Origin of the sequence: Bacteroides sp. L008, from assembly GCF_040812255.1 — a bacterium.
Taxonomy (GTDB): domain Bacteria; phylum Bacteroidota; class Bacteroidia; order Bacteroidales; family Bacteroidaceae; genus Bacteroides; species Bacteroides vicugnae.
This window is the reverse complement of the sequence record NZ_JBFNXO010000002.1, coordinates 327,190-351,423: the sequence shown is the minus strand read 5'-3', so window position 1 is coordinate 351,423 and position 24,234 is coordinate 327,190. Positions and strand designations below refer to the sequence as shown.

The 24,234-nt window shown below is 43.2% G+C and carries 15 protein-coding genes and 1 tRNA gene; 5 read left to right on the top strand and 11 right to left on the bottom strand.

Annotation, left to right across the window (positions count from 1 at the left end; all coding sequences use genetic code 11):
- Positions 1-177 precede the first annotated feature (177 nt).
- The 4 genes from AB3G73_RS20675 to AB3G73_RS20660 all read left to right on the top strand — a co-directional run bounded on the left by AB3G73_RS20675 (position 178) and on the right by AB3G73_RS20660 (position 6,412).
- Positions 178-2,460, top strand: coding sequence for a GH92 family glycosyl hydrolase (locus tag AB3G73_RS20675; RefSeq protein WP_367745546.1), 2,283 nt, complete (start codon positions 178-180; stop codon positions 2,458-2,460).
- Between the two features lie 53 nt (positions 2,461-2,513).
- The gene (locus tag AB3G73_RS20670) at positions 2,514-3,464 is read left to right on the top strand and encodes an endonuclease/exonuclease/phosphatase family protein (RefSeq protein ID WP_195649266.1); all 951 of its coding nucleotides are present in this window, start codon (positions 2,514-2,516) and stop codon (positions 3,462-3,464) included.
- 80 nt (positions 3,465-3,544) lie between these two features.
- Entirely contained in the window at positions 3,545-4,678 is a 1,134-nt protein-coding gene (locus AB3G73_RS20665; RefSeq protein ID WP_229128602.1) for a glycoside hydrolase family 76 protein, read from the top strand.
- Positions 4,679-5,251: 573 nt separating this feature from the next.
- Positions 5,252-6,412, top strand: a complete 1,161-nt coding sequence (locus AB3G73_RS20660) for a glycoside hydrolase family 130 protein (protein WP_195649315.1) — start codon at positions 5,252-5,254, stop codon at positions 6,410-6,412.
- A gap of 328 nt (positions 6,413-6,740) precedes the next feature.
- Here AB3G73_RS20660 and AB3G73_RS20655 read toward each other — a convergent pair whose 3' ends face one another.
- The 4 genes from AB3G73_RS20655 to AB3G73_RS20640 all read right to left on the bottom strand — a co-directional run bounded on the left by AB3G73_RS20655 (position 6,741) and on the right by AB3G73_RS20640 (position 11,350).
- Positions 6,741-9,011 (bottom strand): GH92 family glycosyl hydrolase, encoded by a 2,271-nt coding sequence (locus AB3G73_RS20655; RefSeq protein ID WP_367745545.1) that lies wholly within the window; start codon positions 9,009-9,011, stop codon positions 6,741-6,743.
- Positions 9,012-9,315: 304 nt separating this feature from the next.
- Complete coding sequence (locus AB3G73_RS20650; RefSeq protein WP_195649268.1) at positions 9,316-9,987, bottom strand: RluA family pseudouridine synthase; 672 nt, start codon at positions 9,985-9,987, stop codon at positions 9,316-9,318.
- Between the two features lie 9 nt (positions 9,988-9,996).
- The gene (fabG, locus tag AB3G73_RS20645) at positions 9,997-10,743 is read right to left on the bottom strand and encodes a 3-oxoacyl-[acyl-carrier-protein] reductase (RefSeq protein WP_010536417.1); all 747 of its coding nucleotides are present in this window, start codon (positions 10,741-10,743) and stop codon (positions 9,997-9,999) included.
- A 16-nt stretch (positions 10,744-10,759) separates the two neighbouring features.
- Positions 10,760-11,350: a TetR/AcrR family transcriptional regulator gene (locus AB3G73_RS20640; RefSeq protein WP_007763961.1), complete on the bottom strand. Its 591-nt coding sequence runs from the start codon at positions 11,348-11,350 to the stop codon at positions 10,760-10,762.
- 237 nt (positions 11,351-11,587) lie between these two features.
- Here AB3G73_RS20640 and AB3G73_RS20635 point away from each other — a divergent pair.
- Positions 11,588-11,660: transfer RNA gene (locus AB3G73_RS20635), tRNA-Met, on the top strand.
- Between the two features lie 259 nt (positions 11,661-11,919).
- Here the strand turns inward: AB3G73_RS20635 and AB3G73_RS20630 are convergent.
- The 7 genes from AB3G73_RS20630 to AB3G73_RS20600 form a co-directional block, all read right to left on the bottom strand.
- Complete coding sequence (locus AB3G73_RS20630; protein WP_148363916.1) at positions 11,920-12,717, bottom strand: sialate O-acetylesterase; 798 nt, start codon at positions 12,715-12,717, stop codon at positions 11,920-11,922.
- 17 nt (positions 12,718-12,734) lie between these two features.
- Positions 12,735-15,410, bottom strand: a complete 2,676-nt coding sequence (locus AB3G73_RS20625; RefSeq protein ID WP_298047822.1) for a glycoside hydrolase family 2 TIM barrel-domain containing protein — start codon at positions 15,408-15,410, stop codon at positions 12,735-12,737.
- Positions 15,411-15,429: 19 nt separating this feature from the next.
- Positions 15,430-17,787 carry a TIM-barrel domain-containing protein gene (locus AB3G73_RS20620; protein WP_367745544.1) on the bottom strand — a complete coding sequence of 786 codons (2,358 nt, stop codon included), beginning with the start codon at positions 17,785-17,787 and terminating at the stop codon, positions 15,430-15,432.
- Between the two features lie 8 nt (positions 17,788-17,795).
- Positions 17,796-19,589 (bottom strand): glycoside hydrolase family 71/99-like protein, encoded by a 1,794-nt coding sequence (locus tag AB3G73_RS20615; protein WP_367745543.1) that lies wholly within the window; start codon positions 19,587-19,589, stop codon positions 17,796-17,798.
- Between the two features lie 56 nt (positions 19,590-19,645).
- On the bottom strand, positions 19,646-20,659 hold the full coding sequence (locus AB3G73_RS20610) for a DUF6528 family protein (RefSeq protein WP_367745542.1): 1,014 nt from the start codon (positions 20,657-20,659) through the stop codon (positions 19,646-19,648).
- 57 nt (positions 20,660-20,716) lie between these two features.
- Positions 20,717-22,267, bottom strand: coding sequence for a hypothetical protein (locus AB3G73_RS20605; protein ID WP_367745541.1), 1,551 nt, complete (start codon positions 22,265-22,267; stop codon positions 20,717-20,719).
- Between the two features lie 385 nt (positions 22,268-22,652).
- Positions 22,653-24,215, bottom strand: a complete 1,563-nt coding sequence (locus AB3G73_RS20600) for a hypothetical protein (RefSeq protein ID WP_367745539.1) — start codon at positions 24,213-24,215, stop codon at positions 22,653-22,655.
- Positions 24,216-24,234: the final 19 nt, after the last annotated feature.

The window sequence follows — 24,234 nt, the reverse complement described above, 5'->3', positions numbered from 1 at the left end:
GTAAACAAAAAAACATTCCGAGCTTTTTTTTTGGCCGAGATATAAGTAAATATCCGTGCCAGAGTAGTTAATTTCAGCGACAAGAGACGATTTAAACTCCCTATTACTAGAAGCGCATTCCTTTTCTCCCTATTTTCGTCGTAGAAATTATTTTCAAATCTATAAATTCATTGGTTCATGAAAACACCTTTTTCATTTAAACACTTGCTATTTCTTGGAGGTGCCGTGTTGTACAGCCTGCAATCTTCTGCCGTTAAGAATCCGGTAGACTATGTCAGTACACTGGTAGGCACTCAATCCAAGTTTGAACTGTCTACCGGAAACACGTATCCGGCTACGGCATTGCCGTGGGGAATGAATTTCTGGACACCGCAGACCGGTAAAATGGGAGACGGTTGGGCATACACGTATGATGCCGACAAAATCCGGGGATTCAAACAAACACATCAGCCCAGTCCCTGGATGAACGACTACGGGCAGTTTGCCATCATGCCTGTCACCGGCGGACTGGTATTCGACCAAGACCGACGTGCCAGTTGGTTCTCTCACAAAGCGGAAGTCGCCAAGCCTTATTATTATAAGGTATATCTTGCCGACCACGATGTAACAACCGAGCTTGCTCCTACGGAGCGTGCCGCCATGTTCCGTTTCACATATCCGGAGACAAAGAATGCCTACGTGATTGTAGATGCTTTCGACAAGGGATCTTACGTGAAAGTGATTCCGGAAGAAAACAAGATTATCGGCTATTCAACCAAGAATAGCGGTGGCGTGCCGGAAAACTTCAAAAACTATTTTGTGATTCAGTTCGACAAACCGTTCACATTCCTTTCCGCAGTTTCCGAAAATAACATTCTTCCGAATGAAACAGAAGCGAAAGGAAACCACACAGGTGCCGTGATCGGGTTCGCCACCCAAAAAGGAGAAATTGTACACGCACGTGTTGCTTCCTCCTTTATCAGTCCCGAACAGGCGGAGTTGAATCTCAAAGAGCTTGGCAAAAACAGTTTCGACCAACTGGTAGCAAACGGAAGAGAGGTCTGGAACCGTGAAATGAGCAAGATAGAGGTAGAAGATGACAACATTGATCATTTACGTACATTTTATTCCTGCCTGTACCGTTCGATGCTTTTTCCACGCAGTTTCTACGAAATAGACGCTAAGGGACAAGTCATGCATTACAGCCCCTACAACGGCGAAGTGCGTCCCGGCTATATGTTTACCGACACCGGATTCTGGGACACGTTCCGCTGCTTGTTTCCTTTCCTCAACCTGATGTATCCGTCAATGAATCAGAAGATGCAGGAGGGACTGGTGAATGCTTACAAAGAAAGCGGTTTCCTGCCGGAATGGGCCAGCCCGGGACACAGGGATTGCATGGTGGGCAACAACTCGGCTTCCGTAGTGGCCGACGCTTACATCAAAGGGTTGCGCGGGTATGACATCGAAACTCTTTGGGAAGCATTGAAACATGGAGCCAATGCACATCTTAGCGGAACTGCTTCGGGGCGTCTCGGCTACGCATCTTACAACCAACTGGGATATGTCGCCAACAATATCGGCATAGGACAAAACGTTGCACGTACATTGGAATATGCATATAACGACTGGGCGATTTATACATTAGGCAAGAAACTCGGTAAACCGGAAAGCGAAACCGATATTTACAAGAAGCGCGCATTGAACTATAAAAATGTCTATCATCCGGAACACAAACTGATGGTAGGTAAAAACGACAAAGGCGTATTCAGTCCGAAATTCGACGCTGTAGACTGGAGCGGTGAATTTTGTGAAGGAAACAGCTGGCACTGGAGCTTCTGCGTATTCCACGATCCGCAAGGACTTATCAACCTGATGGGAGGCAAGAAAGAATTCAATACGATGATGGATTCCGTTTTCGTCATTCCGGGCAGACAGGGAATGGAGAGCCGCGGCATGATTCATGAGATGCGTGAAATGCAAGTGATGAACATGGGGCAATATGCGCACGGAAACCAGCCTATTCAGCATATGGTGTATCTCTACAACTATTCAGGCGAACCCTGGAAAGCCCAATACTGGATACGTGAGATTATGAACAAGCTATACACCGCCGGTCCCGACGGCTATTGCGGCGACGAAGACAACGGACAAACTTCCGCATGGTATGTATTCTCCGCACTCGGTTTCTATCCAGTTTGTCCGGGAACAGATGAATATATCATAGGAACTCCGCTCTTCAAATCAGCGAAGTTACATCTGGAAAACGGAAAGACCATTACGATCAAAGCAGATAACAACCAGCCTGCCAACCGCTACATTAAAGAAATGAAGGTGAACGGGAAATCACAAACCCGCAATTTCCTTACACATGACCAGCTGACAAAAGGTGCCAATATCCAATTCCAAATGAGCCCCGTACCCAATAAACAGCGGGGAATCACAGAAAAAGATGTACCTTACTCTCTTTCATTTGAATAAAATATTGTACTTTTGGAGGTCAATGAATTATCTACCAAACAAACTATAAAAACATGAAACTGAAAAGTCTTTTACTAATTTCCCTTGTTGCGATCGTATTCTGCAATTGCCAGAGTAACTATCAGCCTACCACCTTTACTGTTGCCTCTTATAACCTAAGAAATGCCAACGGCAGCGATTCACTTCGCGGAAACGGTTGGGGACAACGTTATCCGGTCATTGCCAAGATGGTGCAATACCACGATTTCGATATTTTCGGCACACAGGAATGTTTCCTTCATCAGCTGAAAGACATGAAGGAAGCACTTTCCGGTTATGACTATATCGGTGTGGGCCGTGACGACGGTAAAGATCAAGGTGAACATTCTGCAATCTTCTATCGTACCGACAAGTTCGATCTTGTAGAGAAAGGCGACTTCTGGCTGTCGGAGACTCCCGATGTGCCGAGCAAAGGCTGGGATGCCGTGCTACCGCGTATCTGCAGTTGGGGACACTTCAAATGCAAAGATACCGGTTTCGAATTCCTGTTCTTCAACCTGCACATGGACCATATCGGGAAGAAAGCCCGTGTGGAAAGTGCGTTCCTTGTACAGGAGAAGATGAAGGAACTGGGCAAAGGCAAGAATCTTCCGGCTATCCTGACCGGTGACTTCAATGTCGATCAGACTCATCAGTCATACGATGCTTTTGTAAGCAAAGGCGTGCTGTGCGATTCCTACGAAAAATGCGATTTCCGTTATGCTATCAACGGAACCTTCAATGACTTCGACCCGAACAGCTTTACAGAAAGCCGTATCGACCATGTATTCGTATCTCCGTCTTTCCATGTGAAAAGATACGGCGTACTGACAGATACTTACCGGAGCATCGTAGGAAACGGAGACAAAAAAAATGCAACCGACTGTCCGGAAGAAATCGACATCAAAGCATATCAAGCCCGCACTCCTTCCGATCACTTTCCTGTAAAGGTAGAGTTAGAGTTTGACGAACGTCGGCAGAAATAATTTTATTAGTTAAAAATAACCTGAAAAGTTTCACCACACAACCTGATATTCCTATGAGAAATATATACACCCTAGCCTGTATGTTATTTTTCCTTACGTCCGCAACGGGAAAGACACCGGAAAACAATCGCTATCTTTCCATTGCCGACTCGATTCTGCACAATGTATTGAATCTTTATCAGACGAAGGACGGATTACTGACAGAGACTTATCCTGTCAATCCCGACCAGAAAATCACTTATCTGGCTGGAGGAATGCAACAGAACGGAACGCTGAAAGCCTCTTTTCTATGGCCTTACTCCGGGATGATGTCAGGTTGTGTGGCGTTGTACAAAGCTACCGGTAACAAGAAGTACAAGAAATTACTCGAAAAGAGAATCTTGCCGGGGATGGAACAGTATTGGGATAACAGCCGCCAACCAGCCTGTTATCAGTCATATCCGGCCAAATATGGTCAGCACGGACGTTATTATGACGACAACATCTGGATTGCATTGGATTATTGCGACTATTACCAGCTCACCCACATCCCAACTTATCTGGAAAAAGCCATCGCATTGTATCAATACATTTACAGCGGCTGGACTGACGAACTGGGTGGAGGTATTTTCTGGTGCGAACAGCAAAAGGAAGCAAAACACACTTGTTCGAATGCCCCGTCAACTGTGCTCGGTGTCAAGTTATACCGATTGACAAAAGATGCCAAGTATCTGGAAAAAGCAAAGGCTACCTATGCCTGGACCAGGGAACATCTTTGTGACCCCGACGACCATCTTTATTGGGATAACGTCAACCTGAAAGGAAAAGTGTCCAAAGAGAAGTATGCCTACAACAGTGGGCAGATGATTCAGGCAGGCGTGTTGCTCTATGAGGAAACAGGAGACGAACAATATCTGCGTGATGCCGGACAAACAGCTGCAGGAACAGACGCTTTTTTCCGTACGCAAGCCGACAAGAAAGATCCGGTAATCAAAGTACACAAAGATATGGCTTGGTTTAATGTGATTCTGTTCAGGGGATTGAAAGCTCTGTACAAGATTGACAACAATCCGGTTTATGTAGATGCCATGGTGAACAACGTTCTTCATGCTTGGGAAAACTACAGGGATGAGAACGGACTATTGGGAAGAGACTGGTCGGGACATAAGGAGGAACCGTATAAATGGTTGCTCGACAATGCCTGCCTCATTGAGTTTTTTGCCGAAATAAATTAACTTCATCCATTATTATCACCATGAATATAACTAAAATAGTTGGTTTATCCATCCTCCTCTCCGGCAGTGCCGGTATGCAAGCGATGGAGTAGCCGATTGCTCATATCAGGAATTATTGTATTCCTGCTTACGGAATAACTGTTTCTAACATTGACACTTACGGTTCCAAGATAGTTTCAAGGCAGAAGAACTTTAGTTTCAAGCCTTTGAAACCATAGTTTCAAGCAACAGAAACTAAAGTTTCTCACCAATGAAACTAAAGTTTCCTACTGATGAAACTAAAGTTTCAAGCAATGAAACCTTCTCTCACCTGTAATAGTATGATAATGAGCGAATACAACTCCGAATAGAGAAACAAGTACCCTCATAGCAGAAAAACAATAAAATCCCAGCTTTCGACAAAGTGACAGCACACCATGCCGTCACCTTGCCATCACACCATGCTGTCACACCGTAATATTTTCAGGATCAATAATTTATATCCAATCAGGTGACAGATGACAGCATTTTATTCATTTTTCAATTTGTATGTAGAGAGTTATATGACTCCTGAAAATAAACAACCCATATAATATAGACAATATGAAATCAACTTTTTTATTCTTACTTGCTACGACAGTGATGACTTGTGCTGCCAACGGCCAGTCTTCCAATCATAAAGAGAACCAGTTACCCGATTGGGCTTTCGGTGGTTTCGAACGTCCGAAGAGCGTAAATCCGGTAATATCCCCCATCGAAAACACCCAATTTTATTGTCCGCTCACAAAAGACTCCATTGCATGGGAATCGAATGATACATTCAATCCGGCAGCTACAATCTACAATGGAGAGATTGTCGTGTTATACCGTGCAGAGGATAAATCAGGGGTCGGCATCGGACGCCGTACTTCACGCCTCGGTTATGCAACCTCTACTGATGGCACACATTTCCAACGGGAAAAGACTCCTGTATTCTATCCGGATGACGATTCACAAAAAGAATTGGAATGGCCCGGCGGCTGTGAAGATCCACGGATTGCTGTAACCGATGACGGACTTTATGTAATGATGTACACCCAATGGAACCGCCATGTGCCTCGTCTGGCAGTAGCGACCTCCCGCAATCTAAAAGATTGGACAAAGCATGGGCCTGCTTTTGCCACGGCATACAACGGAAAGTTCTTTAATCTGGGCTGTAAATCCGGCTCTATCCTGACGGAGGTTGTCAAAGGCAAACAGGTTATCAAGAAAATCAACGGAAAATACTTTATGTACTGGGGCGAAGAACACGTATTTGCGGCTACTTCTGATGATTTAATCCATTGGACTCCGATTGTCAACATTGACGGCTCCCTGAAGAAGCTGTTTTCTCCCCGTGACGGCTACTTTGACAGCCATCTCACCGAATGTGGACCACCGGCCATCTACACTCCGAAAGGAATCGTCCTTCTTTACAATGGTAAGAACCATTCAGGAAGAGGTGACAAACGTTATACTGCCAATGTTTATGCTGCCGGACAAGCGCTCTTCGACGCCAAAGATCCTACCCGCTTTATCACCCGTCTCGACGAACCGTTCTTCCGCCCGATGGATAGCTTCGAAAAGAGTGGACAATATGTGGACGGAACCGTATTTATCGAAGGAATGGTCTATTTCAAAAACAAATGGTATTTGTATTATGGCTGTGCCGACTCCAAAGTAGGAGTAGCCGTTTATGATCCGAAACGGCCGGCAAAGGCTGATCCGCTGCCATAATTAAGTATATGCACACAAGTAGTTTATATAATCATTCAGACACGGATTACATTCTCCTTTAAAAGAAAGAAAGTAATCACGACTAACTTATTTCTTAAAACTACATCCTCTCAAACGGCTGAAAACGGTAAGTTCCTGTAAGGATTTACTTTTCAGCCGTTTTTAGTGTATAAAATAAAGCTTTCCGAAGCTGAACTAAATGTTACAACCGGAAAGCTTTACAATACCTATTGAAAACTGAATTAATACTCGGGAACTAACTTTATTCTTTCATTGCCGGAGACTTTTCCCTCCTTTCAATAAGGACTTATCTTTTATAAGCTGTCTTTCATCTATTTATATTATTCAAAACAACCGGTCTGTTTGCCGGAGCCTTACCAAAATTCTTATTCGGCTTTTTCCCCATTACAAACTTCAATGTGCTGCCATTTATTATATCCTGATAAGTGATATAACTCTTATCATAAGGCTTGCCATTTAAATACACTTTCTGGATATAGATATTTTCTTTGCTGTTATTTGGTGCTTCTACAGTAAAAGTATTACCACCACGTACCTTCATTTCTACTTTCTTAAAACAGGGGCTACCGAAAACAAATACACCATCCGACGGGTTCACCTGATAGAGTCCCATGGATGAAAGCAGATACCAAGCTGACATTTGTCCACAATCTTCATTGCCGATAATACCATCCGGTTGGTCTGTATAAAAATCACTCATGATGAAACGGACCTTTTCCGCCGTTTTCCATTGTTCACCGGCATACGCATAAAGGTAAGCAACATGGTGGCTCGGTTCATTTCCGTGCGCATATTGTCCGATCAATCCGGTTATATCGCTCGATGCTCCTTCGCCCATACTGTCGGTGTTGGTAAAGAAACTATCAAGCTTCGTCGCAAAGGGTTTGTCACCGCCAAACAAGGCAATCAGTCCATACGGATCTTGTGGAGCAAAGAAAGTATATTGCCATCCGTTTCCTTCACAGAAATCTCCGACAGTATGAATGGAACGTGCCGGATCGTAAGGAGTACGCCAAGAGCCGTCTTCCAATTTCGGGCGGATAAAATGGATGGAAGAATCAAAATAGTTCTTATAATAATGAGCACGTTTCGAGAATGTTTCAGCATCTTCGGCCTTTCCCATCTTATATGCCATAGCAGCAATTCCCCAATCGTCCACCGCATATTCCATTGCTATCGAAGTCGCCTCATGGATTTTGTCGGCAGGAATATATCCTTTTTCTACCACATAGGGTACTCCCTTTTGTTTCTCGTAAGTAGCCGTAGCTTTCATAGCCTGCCATGCTTCTTCCGCATCGAAACCGATAAATCCTTTCAGATACGCATCGGCAATCACCGGCACGGAGCTATAGCCCGGCATCTGATTGGTTTCGCCGCTCATCAAAGGCCAGATGGGGAGTTTATCCTGCTGACGATAGATGGAAATCATCGAATTGACTACATGGTCCACCATTTCAGGTTGGGTGATAGTCATCAGAGGATTCAATGCACGGTAGGTATCCCATAAAGAAAGAGTTGTATAGTTGGCTTTCTTCGGATCCGTGTAAATCATGTCGTTCATTCCCCTATATTCTCCATTCACATCACAAAAAAGTGTAGGGGCAATCATGGTATGATAGTGTGCGGTATAGAACACACGTCTGGAAGCCTCATCATCGGTTTCTACTGTCATCTTCTCCAGTTGCTTGTTCCATCGGGCGGCACTCATATCCACTACTTTGTCAAAATCCCAGTGGGTAAGTTCGGCTTGCAGATTCATCGCCGCATTGTCACAGCTGACAGAAGAAAGAGCGACTTTTATCTTCACTTCTTTCACGTTACCAAAAGTGAGGACACTCTTCACTGATGCCACTTTCAGTTGCCCCCAAGGTTTCGGGGTATTATCGTCATAGGCAGTAAACTGCTCTATCTTCTTATCACTTTTCAACACAAAATAAACTTTGCGGGAAGGACTCCAGCCTCTCACATAACGATACCCCTCTACTGTATAATCATCTACTTTACGGATATAACTGTCGTAAGCATTCGAGCCGTTCCCTTCACGTAAGTCGATCAATATGGAAGCCGGTTTTCCTTCAGGATAAGTATAACGATGGAAGCCTACACGATCTGTAGCTGTCAGCTCAGCTTTGATATTGTAACGGTCGAGAAGCAAAGAGTAATATTCGGGACGGGCAATTTCATTCGTATGGGAATATCCGGAAGCATAGCCATCTCGTATATCATCCTGATTGCCTCTAGGCGTACGGATTTCATTCAATGGCATGATGAGAATATCACATAAGTCAGTACAGCCCGTACCGCTCAAATGGGTATGTGAAAAACCGATTAAGATGCTATCGGAATAATGATAACCCGAACACCAGTCCCAACCTTTATGGATGTTAGTAGGGCCCAGCTGCACCATTCCATACGGAACACTCGTCCCAACAAAAACGTGTCCATGATAACCGGATCCGATATACGGATCGACGTACTGCAATAATCCTTCACTTTTTGAATAGTCCCGTTGCGCAACTCCATTTCCCGCTGCAAACAAGAAGCAGGAAGTCAATGCAAGTAGTTTAAATGCTTTCATTCGTATTCTTCTTTGGTATGATTGATAATAACAATTAGCGAATGATGCAAATATATTACCTATTCAGGAATTTACTAAATGTCGCTGGAGTTTACTAGAAAAATGGCAGGCAAGTTTACTCTTTTGGCAAGAGTTCCAATCACAGACTTACCCGAATTTCCACAAAAAAAGCTGTATACCAAGCACTCTTGCTAAACAATCGTATATTATTAGGTACAGATTCCATGTTTTTTAGAATAATGAATTGTAAAGCAACAGCGCCAATCCGTGAAATCCGTGCTTAAATTTATTATAGAAATCCGTGTTAATCTATGATGAATCCTTTCCATAAATTCCCTTCGGGAAGGGGAGCTTCAAGCTCTATCAGCTCTTTGGAAACAGGATGTATGAATCGCACTCTCCGGGCGTGCAGACAAATGCTCCCATCCGGATTGGAGCGTGGAGAACCATATTTCAAATCTCCTTTGATAGGACATCCCATTTTGGCCAACTGACAACGAATCTGATGATGACGTCCGGTCTTCAAATCAACTTCGAGCAAATAGTAATTCTCCGAACGACCGATCAACCGGTAATGCAAAATCGCTTTCTTACTGTTCGGAACTTCCTTATCATATGCATAACTTTTATTTTGCTTTTCATTACGCACAAGAAAATGTATCAGTTCGCCTTCCGGTTCTTCCGGTTCATTTTTCACAACCGCCCAATAAGTCTTTTTCACCTCACTGGTGCGAAACATTTCGTTGAGTCGTGTAAGCGCTTTACTCGTTTTGGCAAAAATAACAAGACCGCTTACGGGGCGGTCCAACCGGTGTGTCACACCGAGGAAAACATTTCCGGGTTTCTGATACTTCTCTTTCAGATACTGTTTCACAGTCTCCGAAAGCGGCGTATCGCCCGTCTTGTCTGCCTGGACAATCTCGGAAGCGGTCTTATTGACTACAATGATATGGTTGTCTTCGTATACAACAGTCATTCTGTTCGATTACATATTCATACCACCATCTACCTGAATCACCTGGCCCGATACATAAGATGACATATCAGAAGCAAGGAAGGTAGCGATGTTTGCCACATCTTCAGGAGTACCACCACGACGCAAAGGTATTTTCTTTGCCCATTCAGCTCTTACTTCATCAGAAAGAGCAGCTGTCATGTCTGTCAGGATGAATCCCGGAGCGATAGCGTTGGCACGGATGCCGCGAGAACCCAACTCCTGTGCGATAGACTTAGCCAATGCAATCATACCTGCTTTGGAAGCAGCATAGTTAGCCTGTCCTGCATTTCCGTGAACACCTACAACAGATGCCATATTGATAATGCTACCGGCTTTCTGACGCATCATGACAGGTGTACAAGCATGAATGAAGTTAAACGCCGACTTCAGGTTCACGTTGATCACCATATCCCATTGCTGTTCGCTCATGCGCATCATCAAACCGTCACGAGTGATACCGGCATTGTTTACCAATATATCGATCCGTCCAAAGTCCTTGTGGATTTCTTCTACGACCTTTGCAGTATCTTCAAAGTTAGCAGCGTTAGATGCATAGCCTTTGGCTTTCACGCCCATTGCTTCAAGTTCTTTAGCTGTATTTTCTGCATTTTCGTCAATGACAAGGTCAGTAAATGCGATGTTTGCACCTTCGGCGGCAAACTTAAGAGCGATAGCCTTACCAATACCGCGAGCAGCACCGGTTACAATGGCTGTTTTTCCGTCTAATAATCCCATACTAAAAGTTATTTAATTAAATTTCTGTTCTATGCAGTGCGCCAAACACGATGTTGGACACATATTTATTTCTTGTATCTTCATCCAGATGCGCGCCTATATGACCACGGATATAAGGAACTTCAATTCCTTTCACACAATAATGAATCAAGTCGGCAGTCATCTCCACATCGTCAATATGAAAAACTCCTTTTGCCTGTCCTTCCAGGAGAACGGCTTTAAAAAGCTGGACTTCCTTTGCATCAAACTTCTTGCGGACTTTCTCTACCCGCCATATATCACGGAAGAAATAAGCACGCAGTGTTCCGTTTCGATAGACTACCTCTTTTACCGCGTCCAACCGGGTATATATCATCTCCAGCAATTTCTCGTCCGGTGAGATGTTTTTCTCGGCTACCCGCTTCATCATATCCGACAGAATATCCAATTCCGACTCCACAACAGCCAAATAAATTTCGTCCTTGCTTTTGAAATAAGTATAGAGTGTTCGTCTACCTTTTTTAGAAGCAAGAGCGATATCGTTCATAGTTGTGTTTTCTACTCCCATCTTCGCAAAAAGCTGACGGGCTACATCTACTAATTTGGCTTTTGTCTTGGATACGGTCATAGGTTACAAATTGCACATTGCTGAATATTTTGAGCAAAAGTAATTCTTTTCTTTAGACCATACAAGAAAATAGAGAGAATATTAACATTTGTATATTAATAGGTGCTAAGAAAAAGTTTCATCATTATTTCGCTCATTCTCAACCTAATAAGAAAAAAGTGAAGATTTATTCGAAAAATATTCAGCAATATATTTGTTTGTTTCAAAAAAAGCCGTACCTTTGCACCCGTTAAACATCGCGGAGTGGAGCAGTTGGTAGCTCGTTGGGCTCATAACCCAAAGGTCATTCGTTCGAGTCGGATCTCCGCAACTAAAGAAAAGAAGAATCGCAAAATGCGGTTCTTCTTTTTTATGACGACTCTTCTCTACAGACTTTATTCACAACCTCATTTCAGTTATCAACAAGGATATTAACAAAGTTATTAACAGGTTAATTTGTTTATAACAAGATAATTAACTACATATAGTCATTTTCTATCAACAAGGCAGTATTTAGTTATTCACCATACAAAAGCCGGCTGATTCCTCATGAATCAGCCGGCTTTTGTATTCTTTCGAAAAAGGGTATTCTATGGATGCTTATAGAACTTCAGTACCTTTTTTGCATAACGTTTCCCTAATAACAATTGTGCTTCCGTATTAAAATGAGGGTCCTTCTCATCTTTATACCATCCCAATCCTTTCGATGATACCCAATCGGAATGGGGAATAAAAGAAGAAACTTTTTTAATCATCTGATTAAAGGGGACTGTACCTGCTTCTCTTTTCGTCCAGTTCCATTGAGAAATCTGTCCTACAACAATCGGCAGTTCCGGCAGATTCAAATCTTCCCGCAGGTCTTTCACCAAAGAAATCAGTTTTTGTTTATACGCTTCCGGATTGGAGCAGTCGGCTTCTCCCTGATGCCAAAGGATTGCTTTTAAAGCACCTCCCTGTTTCATCGCAATCCGAATCCGGGAGAGTGCTTCTTCATAATATCCGTCTTTACTTCCTTTTAGCCAAGAGTTGATAGAAGAACCACCACGTGCATTTACTACCAGTCCGATAGGGCGTTTCGTTTTCCGCGTCAATTCTTTGGCAAAACCATAAGCTGGTCCCAAGCGTTGCATAGACAAATCTTTCCGGACTGTTGAATAACGATTGAGGGGATTTACTGCCGGTTCAAAATTCCCCTTATCATTCAACAGATACACATTTTGAAGGGTATCCATGACTTCCGGAGTTAATGTTGCACGCCCCGCCATGTTGGATTGTCCGATGCATACATACAAATCAAAAGAGGACGGAACACTCTCCTTTACATTCCCGGCAAAAGCAAACAAGGATTGCAGGAGGAGAAAAGACAGTAAATAAATAGACCTAAGCATATTGATAGCATTTATAATTAATAGTTTCTATAAATACGGATAGCATTCAGAATTGGTTCTCCCTCCTTTTTATGGAAATCGACACTCAATCCTTTTCCATCCTTCACTGTTATCACAAACTTCTTGATAACAGCACGGGCATATCCGTAATCGCGGGCTACGTTAAAATCATCAGAAACGGTTGTTCCATTGATTGAAATTCCGAAGCTGCGGTTTCCGGCAAATGTCTGTTCCGAGTCAGCTCCCAAGTTATAAACCAATGCTTCCCGCTCTTTGTCCGACTCCAGTTCTGCCCAGTACAAATATACGGAATATTCTCCATCCGGTACATCAGCTTTAAAAGATTTTATTCCGACACGTTGGGTCTGGAAAACCGGATTCATGTCTGTTCCGTGAATATCAATATCCGAGCCAAGCATACTGCCGAACCCTGTTTTGCGGCGATAAGAAGTTCCGCCGACAAATCCCCAGCTACCGGGCTTATACTCCTGTTCGGGAATCCATACTACATTTGCCGAACGGTCTTCAAAATATCTTGGAGAACCTAACATTACATTGATTTCCGTGAATGGCACAGCTTCATCTTTCAATTGTGAACCTACCAACTGGAACTGAATCCGGAGCATATCACGCAATTTATGACCACTAGCCACAGCAACAGCTTCCAGCAGATTCTCTCCACCAACGAACGGCACGTCGAACAAAGCATAATTATCTTCTACCTTTTTCTTTCCCAGACTCTTGTTGTTCACAAACAGCTCAACTTCTTCCGCATTAGAGAATACAGGGACAGACTGAATACACTCTTTCTGTGCAGTATTCACCACTCCCCCACGGCTTTTCCACTCCCGATTACCTATAACAAGTATCGGACGACGTGACAAAGCTGTCTTATAGAACCAATAGACATCTTTCTTCTCCCTGTCTAATCCGACAACTCCTTTATTGTTTACATGAGGAACAGCATCTACACGGGATTCGGAATAAAAATCATTCAGATTCCACAGACTGGAACCGGCTATAAACGGACGTTTCATCATTTCACGGAGATAATGTTTATGATATACCAGACCGTATTCCTGTGAGAAGTCGAAACGTTCCGACTGGTAAGAATGAAGTCTCGGATCTACTCCCGGTCCATATTCCGTAACCATCAGTACTTTTCCTTTGTATACCTTATGGGCACGATCGAGCAAACGCTGAAACTCATTGATATCCGGTTCATACCAGCCTTGATACAGGTTCCATCCCTGAATCATCGGTATCTCGGTCAGATGGGCGTCTTCGTAATATTGAGGCATATTATGATAAGCCATCATGGTATATCTTGAAGGATCTTCTTCTCGGATGGTCGCCTCCAAGGCACGGGCTACTTTTTCAGTAAAGCGGTAATAATTTTCCAATTGCTTGCCTTCGGTATAAGGGCGACGCAGGAAAATCTCATTCATATAACCCCAAATCATAACAGAAGGGCGGTTGAAGTCCTGACGCACCATTTCTTTAGCCATCTCAACGGAGTTCTGCAGAAACTCTTCGGTTTCCGTAACAGCATTGACAACGGGGATTTCAACCGAAGTCACAATACCCAGTTTATCGCACATTTCCATGATTACAGGATCTTGGGGATAATGTGACACACGCAGGAAATTCCCTCCCATCTCTTTCAACAGCAATACATCCTGTACATGCAACTCGTCGCGCAAGGCATTTCCTTTCTGAAAATAATCCTGATGCCGGGCAGTTCCGATCAGTTTACGTCCTTTGCCATTCAGGAAAAAGCCTTTTTCCGAATCAAACTTGAACCAGCGCAAACCTAACGGATTCACCACTTCATCCAGTAAAGCGCCCTTTTTCTTATCAAGAATACGCGTATATACCATATACCGATAGGGATCGTCTATATCCCACAAACGGGGAGAATCTATTTTTATCTTTTTAGAGATGTCCGTCTTTGTTTCGCCGGATGCCAGCTTTACTTCCGCATGAGTCTTTTTCACTTCCCTGCCATCCGCATCGCAGATTATATTTTCCACCCTGATTTCAGCAGGTTGGAGTGTATTATTCGTCAGTAACGTAGTGATTTCTATCGAGGCTGCGGAGTTGTTCACTTCGGGGGTACGGATATAAACTCCTGACGAAGCATAATCATTCGTTGCAATGTGCACCGGATTCATAAACTGCAGATAGACATCCCGGTAGATACCGCCAAAGAAAGTAAAATCGGCAGACAGAGGCGGGATATTCGGGTTATAGACATTGTTCACATAAATGGCAAACAGGTTTTCCTGTCCATAACGCAAATGGGAAGTAATGTCAAAACAGAAACGGGTATACCCTCCTTTGTGCTCTCCCACGAACTGACCGTTCAGATAGCATTGCACTTCCTGATTGGCTCCTTCAAAATAGATTACTGCCTGACGTCCTTCCTGGCTTTTGTCTACAAATAATTGTTTCCGATACCAAGCCGGCCCCCGATAAAATCCCGGAGTTTCGTCGTCGGCATCTTTATCATTCCATGTATGAGGAATATTGACCGTCTCCCAAGAAGAGTCGTCACAGCCGGCCAGCTGCGCTTCAAACGGAGATCCTTTTGTAAATTTCCATCCGTCGTTGATTGTGTATACCACGCGTTGTTGCGCCTGCGCCCATCCCACAATAAGCAATAGAATAAAGATATAGAAAAACTTCTTCATAATCGATATATGCATCTAATTAAAACTTTATTTTTACCTCTCTACCTGTGTAGACACACTCTTTACTCTCAAAAGCAGCACCTTCAGGCAGATATAATTTCATATGCACTTTTATTTGTTCCGGCATACCGGGATAAGTTCCCTCACGCAGGCCAATAGTCAATGTCCGTTCCGAATCTTTCCATTGCACCGGCACTTTCGAACATACACCCTCTTCATAGCGGTAGGAATCACCTTCATCCTCATACCATAAAAAAGAAGCGTCCGCTCCTCCATAGATACGCAGTTCCAATTCACGGTCGGGATATTCCATCGCATATTGTTTTACTTCTGCCAAAGGCAAGATAGAACCTGCCTTCACATAGAGCGGAAGTATATCGAGGATACTTGTCTGCATTTGTTCTCTTCCTCCTTCAAAAGCTTCTCCGGTCCAGAAGTCATACCAATATTTACCGCTGTGTTCCGGCAGATAAATGCTGACGTTCTTTTCTTCCGATTGCGGACGAAATACCGGACGCACCAATAAGGAAGTACCGAACATATAGGCATTATCAATATCAAAAGTCCGGGTATCTGTTGTGAAATCCATTGCCAAGCCTCTCAACATGGTATAGTTATTGGCGGTTACCTGATGAGACATTGAGTAAATGTAAGGCAACAGACGGTAGCGCAGATGGATATATTTCACCTGATTATCATAGAATAATGTCCCCTTTTCACCGAATTGCCAAATTTCACGCGGCACGTTCGTACCGTGAGCACGGAAGATAGGAGTAAATGCGCTAAACTGGAACCAACGGGAATACAACTCTTTATAATCATTACTTTTCAGTCCGTCGGGATATTTCGCATCCCGTTCTGTGACGAAGAATCCTCCCGTATCGGAAGTCCAATACGGAATACCAGACATAGACAAGTTTAAGCCGGCAACCAGTTGTTTGTGCATATTCTCCCATGAAGCCGAAACGTCACCCGACCAGACAGCCGTACCATAATGTTGTTGCGAGGCAAAGGCGGAGCGAGTCAGGATAAATATTCGTTTCTGATCGCTTTCGGCTCGCAGGCGTTGATAGAAATCTTTCAGCATCTCTAAAGAATAGGTGTTCAGATAACGGTGGAAGCTACCCAGATAAGTATTACCTGCCGATTTGGTCTTTTCTTCCTGTTTCAACTGTGTGAATCCGTCCCGGAAAGAAGGTTCCGTTGCATCCATCCACCAGGCATCCACGCCCATATCATAGAGTCCTTTCTTGAGGTATTGCCAGAAGATATCCCGTGCAACAGGATTATAGGCATCAAAAACCTTATAGCCTGCCCATGTAGGTTCACTAAACAATGCACCGATAGAATCCAAAGACTGATAGACAGCCGTTTCCGGTCCGAATCCTGGCCATACGGAAAGCATAAAATGAACATGGTCCTGTTGATGCAGTTCATCAATAACCTGACGGGGATGATTAAAGTTTGCCGGATGGAAAGTCAGGCTGTTCCAATGAGGTTTGTCTCCCCAATATTCCCAGTCCTGCACAATGTTATCCAACGGAATTCCCCGTTTACGGTATTCTTTAACGACTGCCTTCAATTCATCGAACGACTTATAACGCTCTTTGGACTGCCAGAAGCCATATACCCATTTTCCAAACATCGGCACGTCCCCCGTCAATTCCCGATAACCGGCAACGACTTCGTCCATATTCTTGCCATAGACAAAATAATAGTCGGAAGCATCACCTACTTCGGAAGTAAACGAGTAGCCTTCCTTCGTATCTTCAAACTTCGTAGAAGAATAATTATCCCATAAGACACCGTATCCGTTGGTCGAAATAAGGAACGGATTGACAATATCCATATTGGCCTGCAACAGAAGTACGGATTTCCCCCGATAGTTCATGATTCCGTTCTGATACTGTCCCAACCCGTAAATAGCCTCATCCTCGGTAGGAACAAAGCATTGAGTGACTTCGAGACATTGTTCACCTCCGGCAACCGAACGTTTAAAGTTCCGTGCCTTTCCATCCCCTTTCTCTTTTAGTAACAACTTACCTGCGGATGTTTCCTGAAAAGTGAAAGCCGCATCTGCCTTATCAAAAGCTACGGAAAGTTCACGGGTGCGAAAGAACAGCTTCTGTCCCGTATCTTCCCATTTATAGTCTTTGAAAGCCGGCTTTTCCGCATCGACCACCAATCTTTTTGTTATCAACGTATCACCTTGGGGAAAAGACAAAATCCGTACGCATCCCGCCGACATAAACTCAACCCGATATTGAATACTGTCAGATACGAAAGCACATCCTCTACCATCCTCATGAACCGGAGAGGAACAGCCGAAGCAGGATAGTACCAATAAAACTAATAACCAATTATTTAAGCTCTTCATCCATGCATTTATTTGACTGTGTAGATCGTATAACCCAATGACAAATTACGGACTACGACATTTCCTTTTAAATAAAAAGTAGGCATATTGAATCCATTCACGATATTATCCTTATACAATTCTACTTTTGCGCTTTTCCACTCGCCCGTATTGTCGGTACGTATCCGGGATACAATTTTAAACGGCTCTTTCGGTTCACGCAGCGTAGACGAACGTATAAAAAGAGATTCATTTCCTTTATCCAGATACTCAAAATAGAGATATCCTACATAGTTATTCATTTGTAGTTTGGAAACCAACTCTTTAGGCAAAGAGATAGAGAGAGTCTCTTCGGCACTGTAGCCACCGGATTTCCGCTTTCCCTGAATCTTCATGTCCGACTCACGCAAACGCATCATCTCAACCGTTAAAGCCGACTTTGCCGTCTTGACATCATTTTCTATTTGCGACAACAAACCTATCGCCACCGGATAACGTCCCTGGCTGATTAACAATGCTGCTTTATCGAGGGAACGATGACAACCGGATACGTCCATCTTTGTCTTTTCCAGGAAACGGGCTTCTTTTCGCAAACGGAAAAGCATCAAAGGCAAGGTTAATCCACGTTCATCCGCCTGTTCACCTTTGAACTCTGCCGCATATTTTAAAGTAGTACGCAATTCGCGGTCGCCGTTTTCAATGGTTGGCTCTATTTCGTGTCCTTCGGTATAGTCGCTCCACGAAGCAATAAACATCATATCCAAGCTGTCTTTCTCCGCCATACAGAACTTCCACATACTTTGGTAGGTTTCTCCATTGTTGCGAGGAATATAATAGAAGTGTCCGCGTCCCCAGCCTGCACACCCCCGGTTATCCATCCCCGGCATGGCAAATCCCGACTTTATTGTATATGCAGGATTGTTACTATGCCAGATAGAATCGCGGAAAGGTTTCATAAACTCGATAACATCATCCTGTGTGGCGTAATTATCCCATTCGGCATGTGCCTGATCTCTTGTACGGATACGGGCAGGAAGCCATGCAGTCGGAATTTCTCCCACTTCTTTCCAAGCATCCATTTCATCGCTACGAGTGACGGGGATATATTTATCGTTTTCCAGTTTTCCCCAATCCGCCCAACGGCGTAAAGCAACCGGTTGCTTCATTCCTTGCGGTAACTTCGCCAGTGATAATACTTTCTTATATTCATCCACCTTCGCTCCGGGACCGAAATGATAAAAAACAGGCATTCCCTTCACCATAGGAGCTGTAGGACCAGTAAAGACGCTATCTACCAAATATTGGTAACATTTAGCCATGTATTCAGTCTTTGCCTCACGGGTATTGATTTCCGGATAAAGTTTAGTAATCCAGTCATAATACAACCAACCGTCACACCAGTTTACACCAATCTCAAAGTCGTACTTCGCCGCCACTTTCTGCATCTCACGCAACAAGATGTCATTTTCGTGAGGCTTGAATCCCCATTCAATAAAGAATCCATCTATCTTGGCTGCTTTCGCAGACAAAATCTGATATTCGATATAATCGGAATCGAGATTGGACTGCATTCCGACTTGCGGATAAGCCACTGCCGCTATTTCATGCCGTCCTTCACTGTCTATCAGGTCGGCATTATAACACAGCGACTTTCTTCCGGTACTTGATTTCTCCGTATTGGCATACATCTCCCAACGGCCCAACTTTCCGTCATGCTGCCGGGTATAGCGTACACCGTGAAAGTCGGCATACACTTTCTTTCCATTCTGCGCCAAAGCCGGCAATGCGATAGATACCAATAAAAATAGAAGAAGCTTCCTCATTGTTCCAAACTTAATTATTCAACTTATATACTCTATCAATCTTCTATGATACTTAATCAATCCTCACCCAACACGAAATCATGCTTTTCCGGATAACTGAAGGTATTGTCTATCATCCAACGGCCTTTATAAATCTTGGCTCCGTCCATTTTGAAAAGTTCTTCTCCCTTCTCATTTACAAGTCCTTCTGCCCACCACTCTTCAGTCGGTTTCAACATCAGGATTCCATCCGGTCCGTTGCAGATACTTTTTATATCGGCTATGCTATACACTTTCTCGCAGGTCGGTTCGGCCGACTCATTGGTCGTGGCATCCGTAACACCAGTCAGATCAAACTTATAAACAGCCGAAGCCGCAGTAAGCCATAATTTATCTTCTTCGCCATATACCGGAAATAAATCATGCCCGCCCGATTCATTGCTGAATGTATAGATACGAGTCTGATTGGTCAGCTTCGGATTACTCCGGTTACCATCATACTTAAAACGGAATAATGCAGTCACTCCTCCCGTCATGGTAGCTGTTGCATAAAGATATGATCTCTTCTTATCCCAGACTACATTATGCGCATTACCCAATTTCACCGTATTAGCCTTTGCTCCCAATACCTTAACCGTGTCAACCACAAAGGTATTGATTTCACCGGATTTTGATTCTGCCGTCACAATATTTCCATCGGGTAATACCTCCGCGGAGTGAGGATTCTGTCCGCAATTTGCATAGAACATTAATTTATGATCCGACAAACGGATTAAAGCCACAGCTCCGCCGGAGGCAGTCATTAAGATATAGCGTCTATTGAAAACCGGTTTTACTTCGCTCGGATTGACAAACCAACCCTGTTGGGCAGCAGGCACACAGGCAGTATAAGGATCCCAACTCCAAATATTGCGATGCGTTTCCGCATCTCTGATGACAATAGCCCGTCTGGATTGCTCCGCCAGCACATAAGCTTTTTCCGGAAGTTGAAAGATTTCATCTTGTACTACAGAAGCGGCATCATCATCGGAACATGCTCCCAAAGCTATATTAAATCCTAAAAGGATTGCCAATAAACTAAACTTCTTCATGGTCATAACTATTTTAATTCTAAATATTCAATTTGTCTTTTTAAAGTTTCCATTAATCTATTGAACCGATTTTTTATCATAATAATCGATCAATGAATAAACTGCAAGATTCAACTGCCGCATCTGCGACAGGAAAGATCCATAAGGTTCATATTCGATGGACACCACTCCTTTATTGGAAGCTTTTCCATCAGAATCGTAGCCGTCATTATACTCAAAGTGTACCCAGCCCACACAGTTTCGGGTTTCCAGCAAACGAAGACAAAAGTTCTGATAAAACTCACCTCTATTTTTTTGTATATGCACCAGCCATCCACCTCCTTCGGTATTGGCATATCCAGTTCCCTGATAACTGGCATCTTCTGCTTTCGTATAGAATTCCGAAACTAAAAAAGGTTTCGCTCCACACCAGGTTTTCAGGTTTGCCAGAAAATCGGTTTCCGGTTGCCAACGCGCATAATAGTTGATGGAAACAAGATCGCAATGACGGGCACACGCTTCCACTACTTTCTGATTATATTTACTCCAATCGTGCAGACGTGTTCCCAAAATCAAATGCTCTTTATCATATTTCCTGACGGCTACGGTAGTCAATTGATAATAATGATCGGCAACCATCCCCCGAAAGTCTTCCTGATCTTTCTTGGTTATCGCTCCGGCAGAGGCTATGCCGTTATCCCGCATAAACTTTTCTGCATACTCCCGGGCTGCTTTATAGCGCTCGGGTAAGGATAGGAAATGTTTCAGATCGATCCCTCGTAAGGGATCAGCATTCTGATAGCTGGCAAACGGTAGTTCATTGTCGAGATAGAAACCGATAAAATGCTTATCACCGGCAAATAAAGCAGTCTTTTCCTGTACAAGATGATCTATGTAAGCAGCAAACGTCGGTTCGAAAAGAAGAACCAGGCGATTGTACTTGTCATCATCAAACGTATAGCCTAAATTCTTGCTCATATCCCACATAAACGTACGAAGCAGATACAGATTCTCCGCATAAGCAATCTTTTGCGTCTTGGGTGTCAGCAGGTTATTGCGTACTGCTGCAGGAAATGCTTCGATGCGGTTCGATCCATACGAAATATAGTTTATATGATTGTCCGCAATCAGTTTACCTGTCTCTTCACTCCATCGTGCTCCACTACCATATCGAGTGCTGAAAGCCTTCTTATGTGCAGTAGATTCTCCCGGACGGACATGCTGAATTCCATGAATAACAACAGCTCCATTATCCGGGTCGAGCAAATAAGAACGTCCTGCGCAACTAGCCACTCGAAAAAAGCCTTCTTTTCCAACCACAGAAGATGGTTGCAGGCCTATCCGTCCTCCCCAGGCAGTCCGGCTATAATCCGAAGAGGGAGCATACCAATTCATATGATCAATGGTTCGGGTTTCCCTCGAGTCTGCCATTGTCCATGCTTGGAAAGTTCCGTTCTGCCATTTCCGGTATTCCACGTTCACAAAAGTATATTCCTCTTTTTTCGGAGGAGTGTCCCCTCCTTCCGGTGTCAAAGGTTCTATTTCGTCAGAGGAGGAACAGCCAGCCGCCAAACACATCCATCCGACTAAAGATAAAAAGAGGAAATACCCATATATCTGTTTTCTCATATCACTTTCAGCTATTACACACTACTTATTAACCATCGTGCTTGTTATCAGTCGCATCTTTCGTATACTCTACGGTTCACCGGATAGTTATTACTAACTCTCGCATTGGCTATTAATAGAAAAGTTATTCTCTACTAGGAGAGAACTTCCTTTACCCTTGTTGCAAACTTCCTTTACCCTTATTATAAACTATAAACGAAAGCTTTGTTTTTATAATTGCAAGCTTTGTTTTTAAAAACGCAACTTGCATTTATAAAAACGGAAGCTTCGTTTATAGTTTGTATCCGATAGACAATAACTTTACTTCTAATGAAATGAAAGTTTAGTCTTAATCGAAAAGAAATTTTCTATTCATACTTCAGGCGGTAAGTAGCATTACCCAGCATTATTTCTTTTGGGGAAATTTGATTTCAACGGTCAATACACGAGCTGTTGTATCTCCGGGCTTCAATACACCTTCACCGGTAGATGGCGTCATGCTAACAACTCGCATTACTCCGATTCTATTTCCTCCTGCTGCAGAAGTCGATGCAGTTTTAAAGGCGATAATATCCCCTTCTGCTATCGGCATCAGATCTTCTTTCACAATCAAACTGGCTGATATTTCAGAAGCTATGGAAGCAACAGTTGCATTGTCAAAATCAAAATTAGGCAATTTGGCCATCGTAGTCTTATTCTTTACAGCTGCGGTATTCAAAGCTGCTCCACCAGACCCTTTATATTCTTCCGATTTTGCAGCATTTATAGAATACAGACGAGGTTCTGAATCAACATTTGAACCTTTTCCCATACAATAGAATTTCAAATCGACATTCTTTGCATTGTCTGCACCGGTTAATGCATAATCAATAGAATAAGTTTTCAAATCTTTGAAGGACAACAGACCATAGGCATCCGGATATTTTTCGTGTGCACTATTTGCAAAAGTCTTACTAGATATATTCACTGTAGCAACATCCATATTTACATATGCTTTCACTGTTCCGGTTGCTTCTTTTCCAATTCTTCCATCAGAAACCACCACTTTAATTTTAGACGTCGTTTCGGTAAAAGTTATTTTCGGAGCATAATCCAGATGCGTTTCACCATTCTTTTGTTCACGTAAAGCTTCAATCTCCTGTCCGTTTTCAATGCGATAAATTATCACTTCATGAATACCACGTACAGACTCTACTTTTACAGGTACTTCTTGTTTTGCATCCGTACTAGCTATAATAGGTTTCTCTGACAAAGTCAATACAGGTATTGGAACTGTTTTGTATTCCACTGGTAAAGTTGAAATAGTAACATTATCATATATATCCACTGCTTTTACCTTGAAACCTTTATCACCTTCTTTGTAATTAATCATCTCGTCATACGAGAAATCCTTCTTACCATTCAGTTCCACACTTCCTTTCGATTCTTGTCCGGTTGCAGATACCAGATATACTTCCACTACTTTCAAACCTGCTTCCGAAACAACCTTGAAAGTGGTACGGGGAATTACCGGATTTTCATCCATCTCATCATATACAATCTCTTCCGGATCGAATGTTATGACAGGACGTGCCATTACATCGGTAACAGCAATTGGCAAAGTTCCACTCGTCACATGGTTCAATTTGTCCGTAGCCTCAATGATAAAGGCTTCGTAGTTAGCATTATATTCCAAGTTCTCAGACAAGCTGTAAGAATTGGGATTAAAGAATTCAGTCACCGTCTTATATTCGGTCACTCCCTCTAGCGTCTGCAATTTCATTGTCACACTCCGGAGTCCGGCCTGCGACTTAATGACAGCCACTACCGGCAAATTATCCACTTTATTTAAATCCACATCCAGTTGTTCCATCGGGAATTTAATCACAGGAGCAGCCGCATTAGGATCCAGACCATCATTATCATCGCTACAGGCAGCAAAGCCCAGGCAAAGTCCTAATATTAATAAGGTATATATTTTACGAATCATAATTAGTTCTCTTTTTAAT

Bases quoted from the DNA above. Each gene is read 5' to 3' on its own strand.
- AB3G73_RS20600 (WP_367745539.1), bottom strand. From the start codon at position 24,215: ATGATTCGTAAAATATATACCTTATTAATATTAGGACTTTGCCTGGGC.
- AB3G73_RS20620 (WP_367745544.1), bottom strand. From the start codon at position 17,787: ATGAAGAGCTTAAATAATTGGTTATTAGTTTTATTGGTACTATCCTGC.
- AB3G73_RS20640 (WP_007763961.1), bottom strand. From the start codon at position 11,350: ATGACCGTATCCAAGACAAAAGCCAAATTAGTAGATGTAGCCCGTCAG.
- AB3G73_RS20655 (WP_367745545.1), bottom strand. From the start codon at position 9,011: ATGAAAGCATTTAAACTACTTGCATTGACTTCCTGCTTCTTGTTTGCA.
- AB3G73_RS20675 (WP_367745546.1), top strand. From the start codon at position 178: ATGAAAACACCTTTTTCATTTAAACACTTGCTATTTCTTGGAGGTGCC.
- AB3G73_RS20615 (WP_367745543.1), bottom strand. From the start codon at position 19,589: ATGAGGAAGCTTCTTCTATTTTTATTGGTATCTATCGCATTGCCGGCT.
- AB3G73_RS20670 (WP_195649266.1), top strand. From the start codon at position 2,514: ATGAAACTGAAAAGTCTTTTACTAATTTCCCTTGTTGCGATCGTATTC.
- fabG (WP_010536417.1), bottom strand. From the start codon at position 10,743: ATGGGATTATTAGACGGAAAAACAGCCATTGTAACCGGTGCTGCTCGC.
- AB3G73_RS20630 (WP_148363916.1), bottom strand. From the start codon at position 12,717: ATGCTTAGGTCTATTTATTTACTGTCTTTTCTCCTCCTGCAATCCTTG.
- AB3G73_RS20605 (WP_367745541.1), bottom strand. From the start codon at position 22,267: ATGAGAAAACAGATATATGGGTATTTCCTCTTTTTATCTTTAGTCGGA.
- AB3G73_RS20650 (WP_195649268.1), bottom strand. From the start codon at position 9,987: ATGACTGTTGTATACGAAGACAACCATATCATTGTAGTCAATAAGACC.
- AB3G73_RS20610 (WP_367745542.1), bottom strand. From the start codon at position 20,659: ATGAAGAAGTTTAGTTTATTGGCAATCCTTTTAGGATTTAATATAGCT.
- AB3G73_RS20625 (WP_298047822.1), bottom strand. From the start codon at position 15,410: ATGAAGAAGTTTTTCTATATCTTTATTCTATTGCTTATTGTGGGATGG.
- AB3G73_RS20665 (WP_229128602.1), top strand. From the start codon at position 3,545: ATGTTATTTTTCCTTACGTCCGCAACGGGAAAGACACCGGAAAACAAT.